Below are 12,634 nucleotides of genomic sequence, written 5' to 3' on the forward strand. Positions count from 1 at the left end.
GTTGATTATCTGAATTTTTATGGAATTTCATCCCAATAATCTGTTTGTCTTTAAGTTTATTCTAATGAACTTAATTCTCATGGAAGTTTCAAAACATGCAGCACACAACAAAGTGGATGATGACGCCGCTTGCAATGTTGTTGGGTACGCTGTTTTCAGCGCCATCATTCGCGGTGGAAACGAGTGTAATTGATAGCACTAGCACGCCTGAATCTACACAAAATGAAGGAGATACGTCCTGTATTGTTTGTAAGTTTAGTGGGGCCGTTTACCTATCTTACGATACAAACATTTACGATAAAGACGACTACCGTTCTGTCCGCAATTTCTCGTGGGGAGGCTATCTCGTTTATTCCTTTTCGAGCGACACAAAAGCCTATTTTTCTACGGGTGGCTATCGTGCCCTAGAAGATGAAGTCGGCACCTACGCGACAGATTCGGTGTTGGGCTTGCAATACACGAACCTATATCGCTTTGGAGATACAGGGAAAATCGGCGTTGCGGGTCAGCTCACCATTCCAACTTCAGAAACATCTCGTAAAGATGAACTGCACACCGCGGTTCGTTTAGATGTGCCGATCTCTTTTTCAGCTTGGAGCGTCGATTTTTCGGTTTCGCCAAGACTGAGAAAAAATTTCCACGAATATAAAACCATGGGTGGACGCTCGCTGACTGAGTGGACCTACTCGTTGTTTGCTGTTGCGGAAAAGTCGTGGGAATCGTTCGCAGTGGGGATCACGGCGTTAGGTGGTAACAGCATCAGTTATCAAGGTACGCGCAGAAGCAGTTGGCAGTATGAGGGGGCGTTGTACGGCACATACGAGTTTGATGAAAGCTGGTCATTGCTACTCGCGGCGTCATCAACGGGTTTCTATCAAGATGCAGAGCGAGGCACCTTGGGCAACATCGATTTGTTGGACCAAGAGAAAGCGTCTTACATCGCGACAGTGACTTACTCCTTCTAGGAAAATAACAACAATTAAGGATATCCAAATAATGTTTAAAAAATTGACTCTGGTGTCAGCAATAACGGCCGCACTTGCAGGCTGTGGCGCAGATGATCAGGCGTATGACTATGTCGAAAGAGATGCAAAAGAAGTCGCAGTAAAAGATCTTAAAGACGGTCGTTGGTTTTACGTTCCGACGACTGGTGCCGCGCCACGCTTTGCTCTGAACCAATTCCCATTCTTGCAAGGTTCACCTCGTTACGTTGAGCTTTGTTTTACCAAAGAAGGTCTGGAAGTTCGCAGTTACGATAAAAACTACCCAGACGCGCATCTAAGCAAAGATGCTAATAACTACTGCGGTGAAGAGAAATTTGTCGCAGACGACGACGGCGTTAACTTCGCGCAAGTGCTGACGATTCCGGGTGACTTTGCGGCGTATCGCTGTCAAGAAGACGCGCATGGTGATTGCACCAACAAAGAAGAAACCAACGAAGACGCAAGCCTAAACTACAAGAGGAAAACCCACTTCACTCCTCGTCCTGAAGATCTCGAAATTGCAGAATTCAATATGGAAGATCTGTATGGCATTACCGAGGGCATTGATGAAATTGGCGCACCACGATTGATCTCGTGGGACTTTGACCCTAAAAACGGTCTTCTCAATTTCGAACTAGAGCGCACGTTCCGTATCGATTTAGATAATATTTCCGACTACATCAACTTTGCAACGAAAGCGAGCTTGGATGAAGCGCTTGTAGATGGCGCGTTTAAATCTCGTTTCTACTACTCGTTAGTGCACGAAAGTGAAGTGGCAACCGAAGGTTACCAACCGATCTTGTACCCAGTGGGTGATGAGAACGACATTGGTTTCTTCACCACGTCGACGAAAAAGCTTAACCCAGTCACGAATAAATACGACCGTGATGTAGTTTACCTCAATCGTTTCAACCCAGATCAAGGCTCTATCAAATATTACTTGAGCGACAATTTCTTTGAAGAGAAGAACAAGTTGTTCTTGGATGCAACGCTGCAATCGATCGACAAGATGAACCAAGCGCTGAATGTATTTGGGGCGGATGCAGGCAAGCCTGAAATCGAGATTGTGAACAAAACCAAAGCGGCTGGTATTCACCCAGGTGATCTGCGTTACAACGTGATTAACCTGATTGACGAGCCTCTAGCGAACGGTCTGCTTGGCTATGGCCCGTCGGTTTCTAACCCGATGACGGGGGAAATCATCAAAGGCCACGTGAACCAATACGCAGGTGTTGCAAGAACGGGTGTGCCTTTCTATTGGGACAACTTGGCGCGTTTCTATAATCGTAATCAACTGGACTTAGATGGCTTAGATCCATTGCCAAGCAGCAGCGAATCTGTGAAAACAGAAGTCGCGGATAGAATTGAAGCGCTTTCTACAATGGCGGCGATGGCGAGCCTGAAATCGGATGAAAACATTCATGCGCCGCTCGTTTCAAAAGAAGACATCGTTTCTGGAAAAGCAGCGACGAAGAGCCCAACTCAGCTAATGAAAAACTTCAATGATGACATGGAGTTTGAAAAGGTGGTTGAAGCTGAAGAGAACCGTTTGTCTTTCTGGGCAGAGAACAACGTCTATCCAATCGAAGCGTCGTGGGTTTCTTCAACCAACAAGGCCATGTTGGACAACTTGAAGTTGGATGACGAGCGTTACTTTGAGATCAAACTCGATGACGCAGGTAACGAAGTATCGCGTCAGCTTAAGCGTTGGAAATACCTACCAAAAGAGTTGCAAGTGAAAGCAGCAGATGCGATTACGGTTGCGACTTACAGCAATACGCTTGTTCACGAGCTTGGTCATAACATGGGTCTGCGCCATAACTTTAAAGGCTCAAATGACAAAGCGAACTACTACACGCTCGAGCAAGCGCATCAACTTGGTTTGAACAACATTCCTGCTTACAGTTCGACAATGGACTACGCACCAAGCATGTTGGATGAAACGCCAACTTGGGGTCTGTACGATATTGCGGCGTTTAAGTTTGGTTACGGTCGTAAAGTCGAGACGATTCAAGATTCTTCAGGTTCAGCTCCTGCGCCTGTTGCGAAACCGGCAGACAGTGCGAGCGATGAAGACAAAGCGGCATACGCTCGTTACCTCGCTGATCAGCAAGCCTACCAACAAAGCTTTGCATACAAGTTTGGCAACAATCCAGACAACACATCGCTGATGGTTTGTTCTGAAGTGAAGGCACTAACGGGGAACGAGAAAGGCAAATCACTCTACAACTGTGACTTCAGCCGATTCGATACCGCCGCGTTGTCTGATGATCCAGAACTGAATGCGAAAACTCGTTATGGCGCACTTTACTACCTAGATAAAGTGAATGAAATTGAGCGTAAGTCTTACGATTTCTGTACCGATGGGAACGTTTCTCTAAACAGCGACTGTAACCGTTTTGACGAAGGTACAAACCTAGAAGAAATTGTTTCTTACGAGTGGCAGAACTATCTCGATAGCTATGATCGACGCAACTTGGAGTTATATGGGACGACGGGATTATTCTCGTCCGATTATCCTGGTTACTTAGTGCGCCGTTATATGGAAATGAGCGCTATCCGTGACAAGATGGAAGATCTTGAGCGCATCGATAACCTGTACACCAATCTTGGTTACACTTCGTCAACGGATAAGCCGGGTGATTTCTTATTGCGCATTGCTTCAAACCCTCAATACTGTAGCGAAGGCAAAGCCGATAACTCATGGTTCTGTGATTACGCGAATGGGGCGAAAAAATCCGCGGCGTTCTTCCTTGATATCTTGCGCACACCAGAGCATCAATGTGTGATAGAAAATGCGGCAGGCAACCAAAAAGTGATTTCTTTTGGTCAACTGTTAGACAACAACTCACACCAAATTCCGGCTGATTACGATCTTTCAACAGCCAGCTGTTTTGATGATTTGGCAGCACGCTTTATCGAAGATTCAGATGAGGGCTATATAGCTGTTGCGGAAACTGCGAATGGACGCTTCCTAAACTCAATTGGTAGCTTTGACCCGGATTACCCTTGGTCAAATGCGGTGTCTGTGTTGGGTAACTGGCCAGACAAAGCGTTGGCGAGCCACTTCTTAGCACGTCGATTCTCGAACCGTTTTACCGATGAGGTGAGCTTTGCATCGCTGCTTGATATCCCTGGGGTGCAAGCTGAATACGAAGACATCATGGGCAACATCGTGGCAAATGATGCGTTAAATACGCCAGTTAAATTGGTGGGTAAAGACGGTAAGGAATACACCAATCTAAAAGGTGTTACCGTGAACCTACACATCACTGAGCAAATGGAGTCCCTACCACCAATGCCTCGTGGTATTGCAAGATTCCTTGATATTGGTGCAGAAGGCCGCGGACGTGTTGGCGATGTCATCTTGAGAATGGGTGTGCGCCAAATGAAGTCTTACGACTACACAGTGAAGACTCGTGGTCAATCTCAGTTTGATACGTTTACGAAGCAGCAAGACCGCTACGGTATTATTGCGGGTGACAAGGTTGAGTTTGTTATCGACGGCGAGAAGTTTGTGGCAACAAAAGCAAACAAGCTGGCTTACGACTACGCAAATCAACTGGTGACGTCCAAAGGTTACGATCTAAAAACGTACCTAGATAGCTATGAGCCAGCAACACTAAACAAGGTCGCAGAGAGCATCGATAGCGCTTGGGGGCCATTCCGAACAGCGATTGTCCCAGCGTTCCACGATCCTGTATTGCTGCTGGATGCACCAATGGTCAACGCAATGAAGCGAACCATTGATGCGGATATCGCGGCAGGTGTGCTGTCGTTTAGCCAGTCTTTCATCAACTTTACGACAGCGAATGTGACTTCGGGTGATTTGGTCATCGATGCAACTTCGGGCACATTGAGCTATAAAGGTGGTAAAGCGCACGATGAGCTGAAAGCGTTCGAAGCTTACACAGATGCGATGCTTTTGATTTACAACGATCACACCGAAGACATGATGTTCGCGGTCGACAATGTGTACGCAGGGTACATGGTGTCTTCAGATGCTGACAAAGAACTTTGGCTGAAAGATCTCAATATGATTCAAGCGTATTTACGTGGTGATATCGGCGCTGTGGCTGGTGATTACTACAAGATGCTTGATCGCCTACCAACGGCAGTGAGTTTCCAGTAAATAACTCTTAATTCACTCATACAAAGGCCTGCAGCAATGCAGGCCTTTTTCGTCATAGGATTGATGGAATTTAGGAGTGAAAGATGATCTGTCCGTCTTTTGTCATCACAAGTGTCGCTTTGCTTTGTTCGATAAGTTGGGCAGCATAAGAAGGGGTAACGGCCTGCATATCACCTTTAGATCGAAGAGTTAAAGACTCCCACGCTTTATCTCGATATTTCCCTGCTTGGGTGTATTGAATCAGTACTTTCATAGCTTCACGCTCCGGTGTGGTTGACGTGCTACTTAAGTTAACGATCTTAGGTTGGTTGCGCATCTGTTAAAAATGAAACATTAGTTTAACCAAATGTGCCTTTCCAAATATCGCGCATTGAGCAGAGCAATTTAGAATCCTTGTGATGGAAGGATGAAGAACACTCAATCTTTCGATTCATACTGCGCAATATAATGTTTGAGAGATTTGGTTTCCGCACTCTGAAACTCTTCATCGTGCATACGCAGTGCTTGGATACGGTCGAGGCGGAACTGGCGGTAGTCATCGCGCAATTCGCACCAGGCGACCAGCGTCCAGACTTTGCCCCAAAAGAACTGGCCTAACGGTTGGATTTTTCTTTCGGTCACTTGTCCGCTTTCATCTTGGTAATCCAAACTGACCTTAAACTGATGATCAATCGCGTGGCGCAGAAGCTGCCCTCGTTTGGCAGTCTCGGATTGGGTGTGATAATCGGGCACAATCAGCGGACAATCTTCCACTTGTTGTTTGAGCTTATCGGGCAATACCGAAAGTATTTTGGTGGACGCAGAGTGAGACGCTTCGGCAAGTTCGGCATCCGACCAGGCTCGAACCATCCGCATACCCAGTTCAAGCGCCATCATCTCTTTTTCTGAGAACATCAAAGGCGGCAGATGAGAGCCAGCTTGCAACAGGTAGCCGACACCTGCTTCACCTTGAATCGGAACACCAGAACTGAGCAACGACTGAATATCGCGATAAATCGTACGTTCGCTAACTTCCATTCTTTCTGCGAGCTCTTTCGCTGTCACGGCGTAACGCTTTGCGCGCAGAAGCGTCAGTAGCTCAAACAGTCGTTCTGATTTGCTCATGATGTTCCTTATCTAGACCTACGGGTTGTTAGTGGTAGTGTGGCTGATTACTTCTCTAGCTCACTGCACATTTTTAAGTTGTGATGTTTAAGCTCGAAGCTTTCGCAGTCAATCATTGATAACAGAGGCTGAAATTCAACGGCTTGCTTAATCTGTTTTCCCGCCTGTTTTGCATCGTCCATTGAACGCCAGTAAATGATGTCTGTCCACACATCGTCCGTCGCTTCGTGACTGAGTGAGCGATACAAAAAGCCCGGCAGATTCTTCACAAACGTTTGTGACTGTTTGGCAGCAGCGATCACGTCTTGCTCTGTTGTGCCTGCGGTTAGACGAAATTGCACAGTTTCGATAACGGTTTCCATATTGTGATTCCTTATTGGTTTTGGCGGATTGCCTGTTGAGTTCCAAATAAGGTTACGCGGATGGAATGTCAGAACATGTCAGTAGTGAAATCTCACTCACTTATCATCAATATGGTTATTTTTCTGGGCTGTTGTAACGATCCCAGTAAGGTAAATCTGTGCCGAGTTTTTCGCTGATAAAATCGATAAAGGCTCTTACTTTCAACGGCATGTGCTTGCGCTCAGGAAAAACCGCATAAATGGCGTGTTCTGGTAGAGAATACTCTTCCATCACCGGTTTTAGATTTCCTGCAGCAAAGTCTCTTCCTGCAATAAACGTCGGCAGTTGAGCAATGCCCGAACCTCTTAACAGCAACTGGCGAATAGCTTCGCTGTTATTGACGATAAAGTTTCCTTTTGGAAGCACTTTGTATTCGCTGCCATTGTTGATGAACATCCATTCGACGCCGCCACGGAAATAGGAGTAGCGCAGGCAGTTGTGACTGACTAAATCACTTGGTTTTTGTGGTGTTCCAAACTCCGCTAAGTAATCTGGCGAGGCACAAAGCACACTTTTACAAGGGGCGAGACGTTTTGCGATTAGATTGGAAGAGGTGAGTTCACCAATACGGATCCCCAAATCAAAACCGTCTTTAACCAAATCGACCATTTTGTCTTCGAGGTTTAAATTCACTTCAATTTTCGGGTAACGAGCGAGAAACTCGCTGATCAAAGGCGCGATATGCAGCACACCGAAAGACATCGGCACGGTAATTTTGAGCCGACCTTGTGGAGAGCCTTGCAGTTCTGATACCGCGTCCACGCCTTGCTGGGCCAGATTGAGCGCTTGAGAAGCGTACTCAAAATAGCGTTCTCCCGCTTCGGTCAGGCTCAGCTTACGCGTAGTTCGATTAAGGAGACGAATGCCCAAATCGTCTTCTAGTTGGTTGATGCGTTTGCTGATCGCCGATTTCGTCAGATTCAGCTGTTTGGCCGCAAGGGAAAAGCTGCCGCATTCGACAACAGCAACAAAAACGGGCAGGGAGGCAATCGCGTTCACATCAATCTCCTATTATCGTGAAGCATTTATTGTTGAGCACAAGGATACAATTAATTTCCAATTATAGAGATTATCTTCAAGAAGAAAACAATCTAGACTATGCACCAGTATTACGACCTTGATTTTGGGAAGAAGAAAATGAAGTACGATTGGATCCTGTTTGACGCTGACGAAACCTTATTCCACTTTGATGCTTTCAAAGGTTTGCAGCTTATGTTTTCTCGCAAAGGCGTAGATTTTACTGAACAAGATTTTGCTCATTACCAAACCGTAAACAAACCGCTTTGGGTGGATTACCAAGACGGCAAAGTAACGGCAGATGAGCTAAAACATAAGCGTTTTACCGAGTGGGCTGAGAAGTTGAATACCACAACAGCAGATCTCAACAGTGCATTTTTAGAAGCAATGGCCGATATTTGCAGCTTGTTGCCAGGTGCAAAAGAGCTGATGGAAGCGCTGCAAGGCAAAGCTAAAATGGGCATTATCACCAACGGTTTTACAGAGTTGCAAGCAATTCGCCTTGAGCGCACAGGGATGACTGAGTACTTCGATAAAGTGGTGATCTCTGAACAAGTGGGCGTAGCAAAACCGGACTTAGGTATTTTTGAATATGCGATGCAGCAAATGGGCAACCCATGCAAAACGCGCGTACTGATGGTGGGTGACAACCTGCATTCCGATATTCTGGGTGGTAATAATTTTGGTATTGAAACTTGCTGGTTAAATACCACAGGCGCAAGCGTCGATGAGCGTATCGCACCAAATTATACCGTTGAGTCTTTGAGTGAACTAAAGAACATTTTGGTGGCGTAACTGAATCGGGTATTATTCCGCAGTAACCCTCGGAAAAATCAAGGAATAACCATGTCAGACATCAAACAGCTAGACAGCAAAGTCGTTTACCAGAATAAGTGGATGACGGTGCGTGAGGACAAAATTTTACGTCCGAGCGGCGCAGAGGGTATCTATGGTGTGGTCGACAAACCTGATTGTGCTGCGATTCTGGCTATCGATAACGGGATGATTCACTTGGTTCAGCAGTACCGTTACACCGTAGGTCAACGTTGTTGGGAGATTCCACAAGGGGCGTGGGAATCAAACCCAGATGCGGATCATCTTGAGCTTGCCAAAGGCGAGCTGCGTGAAGAAACGGGCATGCAGGCGAGCGCCATGGCGTATGTCGGCGCGCAGTTTATCGCATACGGCTTTTTGAATCAGACATGTCACGTCTACTTCGCCACTGATTTAACGGACGTGGGCAATCAACTCGACAGTGAAGAAGAGGATTTGATCACTCGCGCTTTTTCGGTTGAGGAGTTCGAACAGATGATGATCGACGGTACGATCAAAGATTGTGTCACCATCGCTGCTTATGGTTTGGCGAAGCTGAAGAAATTCATTTAGTTATTCATGACGATTTTTTAATGAAAACAGCGGCCTAGTGCCGCTGTTTTTAGTTTGGGTGAGTTCGTTGAGCCATCGCTTACTCGTCGATTTTCTTACCTAAGATTTCCACTTGCGCTTTTTTGGTCACCCCCGCGACTTGCAGTGCAGTGCTGCCAACCGATTCATAGTTCAACTCGATTTTGTCTAACTTCGCGTTATCTTTTGTTGGTAGGCTTAAGCTTCTTGATGACATGCCTTTAGTCAGAACCCCTAAACTGTCGAACGTCTTTTCCTGACCATCTTTCATGATTACTTTAACGCTTTTCAGATCGACCGTACCTTGCGTACATTTGATTTTTATGTGGCTGAAACGAGCGTTAGCAAATGGTGACAGTGGATTGACTGTGTCGGTTTCCGATTTAAAACTGACGGTCTTATCTGCAATCTTCTCCCAATCGTTGTCTCCTGCAACCGATTGGAAAGAGGCTACAGCCGCTAAAAGACAGAGTGCGATGGTGTTGAACAGTTTCATAGCTTTTCCTTACCTTAGGTTTAGATATTCTGTTTAATCAGTTCGATGACGTGTGTGACTTCGTCTTGAGTTAAAGCCCCTTCTTTCACGAATAAAATTTCGCCTTGTTTATTTTGTACGATAATCGCAGAACTTTCTTGCTGCAGATCCCAAGTTGTTGCTAATACGCCATTTTTGTCTAACACCATGGAAGACCAAGAGAATGTCTTTTTGCTGTCCTCTGCCGACGATTTAACAAATGTACCGGTTCCCCAGATGGCGTCTTCTTGGTTGATCACGGTTGTGGTCTGATACTGATCTTCAGGAAAGTGAGCGGCAGTGATTGCTGACATCAGCGGCGCGTTCATCTCTTTGGCTTTACTACGACCTGCAATGGCTTGTATCACACGGACTTTGCCTAACATCTGCTGAGTTGCCCAAGGTTGATAAGCCACATCGTCTCCTTGCAGCGTCATTTCGCCATAGGTATCAATGCTGACGGAAGGGGTGGTTTGACCGACAGAAAGGTTATGAGAGAAGGCGAATGTCGGGGCGAGTGCGAGTAAGAGTGACAGAACAGATGGAGTTTTCATTGGGGGTTCCTGTAACGAAGTGAGGTTAGAGCGAATCAAAATAAGGGGCAAATACGATGCCCCTTATCGGATGTGGCGTTTAGTTAGAAAGTACAACGCGCGCATTTAGCGGTTGCAGCGGACGATTGTTTTGTCCCATGACTTCCATCAGTTTCGCGGCTTGATCTTTGGATAAGGTTTGAGTGTCTTTAAGCACAAACCAGCGCACACCTTCTGAACATGGTGGTGTGGTTAAAGAGCCGTTAAATCGATAGTAGTTTGCAGTTTTTGGCAGTAAGTCGTTAATCTCAAACGTATCTTTAAAGAAGGTGGTTTGATTCTCTTGTGGGATTGCGTTGATCAGTTTAGACAGCGCTGCGTTTTGATCGCCAGCATCAAACATCACCGAAATTACCGCCAACTCGCCGTCTGCGTTGGCGTGTACAAAGTGCGCTTCAAGTGGATATTGGCGGCCTTTGATTTGGTTTTCTGAAGGTGTGTGGAAATGGAACTGTTGCAGCTCGAACGTCTCGCCATCGATGGTGAAGCTGTTACGTCCGTTCACTTGCGCTTGCAGCGTATGACCATTGTTGGTTAAACCAATGACCTGACCAGTGTACGAAAGGTTCAGTGCTTCCAGTTTTGCATCGGCTGGGTTGTCGATGTTGATTGGGCTTTGGTTTTTCGTGGTTGCGCAGTCTTTGGCGATTTCTCCCCAGTGTTCTGGCCCGTGTTTGTCATTGCCATAGCCCCATTCCGAAGCCTGAGCCGCGCTTAGAGTGAGAAGTGAGAGTGAAAAAGCAAGTAGTGTTTTGTTCATAATAATGTCTCTGTTCGGTCGCTTTGATAAGCGTTGTTACAAGGCAATGACCTAGAGGTTTGATCACTGCCTGACAAATTAGAAACGGTGGCTGAGTTGGGCACCAATTAGGAACGCATTTGAATGGGTCACACCCGTTACCATCGGTGCAGGAACACCTTCATACGCGTACTCTTCTACGTTGACATCTTCACCAATCAAGTACGTCATGCCGATGTCAACCGTGGTATCTGATGACCATTGGTAAGAGGCACCCGCAGATAACCAGTGACGGTTCGAATCTGGAATAGAAAGCGAAGTCAGCTCATCGACAGGTGTTTTGTCGAACATGTAACCCGTGCGAAGTGTCCAACGTTCATTGGCGTACCAAGTCGCACCGATGGAGTAGTGCGCGGAGTCTTGCCACTGAAAATCTTTTAGCAACTGATCATCAGCTTTCAAGCTGTCAAATGCTGACCAACCAATCCACTGCACAGAATAGTGCAGGGCAAATTTAGGTAAGACGCGGTGATAACCGGAAAACTCCGCAATATCCGGTAGCGGCATAGCAAGCGAGTCGTACGATTCGCCAGCAAAGTGGATGTCGCCCTTGGCATCTATGTTAGGGCTGTGCTTGTAGCTTAAACCTAAGCGATGACGTTCGTTAAACTCGTACATCATGCCAATGTTCGCGCCAAGCCCAATGCCGCCAGCTTCCACATCAAGTGCGTTGCCTTTTACGGATCCACAGCGTTGTTCTAGTTCGTTTCCAAGTATGTTCCCACCAACGCAAACACCCACGTCCATATCGCGGTACAGCTCACCAGAGCCGTAAATCACATCAATACCACCACCGATACTAAAACGGTCGTTCACCTTGTATGCCAAGCTTGCGCCAAGGTTGACACTCGCGACGCTGGTGACACCGCCAAAAACAGGTGCGCCATAGTTTGGTTTAAACTCCATGTCGGTTCCGAAGTTGGAGTATGCCGATAAGCCTAGATACCAGTCGTCGTTGATAGGGTGAATAAAGTAAAAATTGGGTACAACGGCTGGTTGACCAACGCCATCGACGTCATCAATGTCGGTCACGGTTTGAGAGAAGGACGGGGTAATGTCAACTTGAGGGGATGGAGGGAAGCCGCCCATACCAACATTGACATCTGCATTAATGTTAGCTCGATGATATTGCGCATTTTTAACGGTAACGTCAGGTTTGACGTAAGTGACACCGAACGATAAGGCATTTTGTTTAAACAGCGTCATCGCTGCGGCGTTGCGGCTGACTACAGACGCATTATCACCAATAACAGCATCACCAGCAAAAGCACGACCAAGACCCGTCGCCGAATGTTCGTTAATTTGAAAACCACCGGCATACGCCGTCGAGGAGGCTAAACCGATTAATAAATAAATCGGTGAAAGAGTTAATTGTCGCTGCATGTTTTTTCTCATGAGTTAATTAGAGGTTGTATTGCAACGAAAAGCAGTAAAATAAACAAATCTGACCAGTATATTTAGGAGTAAAACTAACAGTATGTTGACAATAAATAAATTTAACTTAATAAATATTTATTGATGAATTTATTAATGGTTCATGTCGTGAATGTGGTGATTATTTTACGTGTAAATTAAACTCAGAGCCTCTATTTTTATTTTTGCGGTATTACTTCTCTATTTTTATTGTGCTGACTGTTCCCTAACAAACAGAGGCAAATCCAGCGATAAAGTGTCCGTGATGGAAAC

12 protein-coding genes are annotated in these 12,634 nt (G+C 46.1%); 4 read left to right on the top strand and 8 right to left on the bottom strand.

Annotation, left to right across the window (positions count from 1 at the left end; genetic code table 11):
- The first annotated feature begins 95 nt into the window (after positions 1–95).
- Both ACF8CV_RS00745 and ACF8CV_RS00750 read left to right on the top strand, forming a co-directional pair.
- Positions 96–965, top strand: coding sequence for a hypothetical protein (locus tag ACF8CV_RS00745; protein ID WP_138937847.1), 870 nt, complete (start codon positions 96–98; stop codon positions 963–965).
- A gap of 31 nt (positions 966–996) precedes the next feature.
- Positions 997–5,115 (top strand): M66 family metalloprotease, encoded by a 4,119-nt coding sequence (locus tag ACF8CV_RS00750; RefSeq protein WP_392415823.1) that lies wholly within the window; start codon positions 997–999, stop codon positions 5,113–5,115.
- A 70-nt stretch (positions 5,116–5,185) separates the two neighbouring features.
- Here the strand turns inward: ACF8CV_RS00750 and ACF8CV_RS00755 are convergent, their stop codons facing one another.
- The 4 genes from ACF8CV_RS00755 to ACF8CV_RS00770 all read right to left on the bottom strand — a co-directional run bounded on the left by ACF8CV_RS00755 (position 5,186) and on the right by ACF8CV_RS00770 (position 7,620).
- Entirely contained in the window at positions 5,186–5,368 is a 183-nt protein-coding gene (locus tag ACF8CV_RS00755; protein ID WP_171055904.1) for a hypothetical protein, read from the bottom strand.
- A gap of 164 nt (positions 5,369–5,532) precedes the next feature.
- The gene (locus ACF8CV_RS00760) at positions 5,533–6,219 is read right to left on the bottom strand and encodes a YafY family protein (RefSeq protein WP_005497912.1); all 687 of its coding nucleotides are present in this window, start codon (positions 6,217–6,219) and stop codon (positions 5,533–5,535) included.
- Between the two features lie 47 nt (positions 6,220–6,266).
- Positions 6,267–6,581, bottom strand: a complete 315-nt coding sequence (locus ACF8CV_RS00765) for a hypothetical protein (protein ID WP_005497913.1) — start codon at positions 6,579–6,581, stop codon at positions 6,267–6,269.
- Positions 6,582–6,696: 115 nt separating this feature from the next.
- On the bottom strand, positions 6,697–7,620 hold the full coding sequence (locus ACF8CV_RS00770; RefSeq protein ID WP_021452373.1) for a LysR family transcriptional regulator: 924 nt from the start codon (positions 7,618–7,620) through the stop codon (positions 6,697–6,699).
- A gap of 138 nt (positions 7,621–7,758) precedes the next feature.
- On the opposite strand from ACF8CV_RS00770, the gene yjjG reads away from it, so the two are divergent.
- Entirely contained in the window at positions 7,759–8,433 is a 675-nt protein-coding gene (yjjG, locus tag ACF8CV_RS00775) for a pyrimidine 5'-nucleotidase (RefSeq protein ID WP_005374109.1), read from the top strand.
- A 51-nt stretch (positions 8,434–8,484) separates the two neighbouring features.
- Positions 8,485–9,024, top strand: coding sequence for an NUDIX hydrolase (locus ACF8CV_RS00780; protein ID WP_017635078.1), 540 nt, complete (start codon positions 8,485–8,487; stop codon positions 9,022–9,024).
- A 79-nt stretch (positions 9,025–9,103) separates the two neighbouring features.
- Here ACF8CV_RS00780 and ACF8CV_RS00785 read toward each other — a convergent pair whose 3' ends face one another.
- From ACF8CV_RS00785 to ACF8CV_RS00800, 4 genes are all read right to left on the bottom strand, one after another.
- Entirely contained in the window at positions 9,104–9,538 is a 435-nt protein-coding gene (locus ACF8CV_RS00785; RefSeq protein WP_024701557.1) for a hypothetical protein, read from the bottom strand.
- 20 nt (positions 9,539–9,558) lie between these two features.
- Positions 9,559–10,110 (bottom strand): YtfJ family protein, encoded by a 552-nt coding sequence (locus tag ACF8CV_RS00790; RefSeq protein ID WP_005480925.1) that lies wholly within the window; start codon positions 10,108–10,110, stop codon positions 9,559–9,561.
- A gap of 79 nt (positions 10,111–10,189) precedes the next feature.
- Complete coding sequence (locus tag ACF8CV_RS00795; protein WP_020841751.1) at positions 10,190–10,909, bottom strand: carbonic anhydrase; 720 nt, start codon at positions 10,907–10,909, stop codon at positions 10,190–10,192.
- 78 nt (positions 10,910–10,987) lie between these two features.
- The gene (locus tag ACF8CV_RS00800; protein ID WP_005497916.1) at positions 10,988–12,331 is read right to left on the bottom strand and encodes an OmpP1/FadL family transporter; all 1,344 of its coding nucleotides are present in this window, start codon (positions 12,329–12,331) and stop codon (positions 10,988–10,990) included.
- Positions 12,332–12,634 lie beyond the last annotated feature (303 nt).

The organism is Vibrio sp. zbq_1, assembly GCF_043102935.1.
Taxonomy (GTDB): domain Bacteria; phylum Pseudomonadota; class Gammaproteobacteria; order Enterobacterales; family Vibrionaceae; genus Vibrio; species Vibrio parahaemolyticus.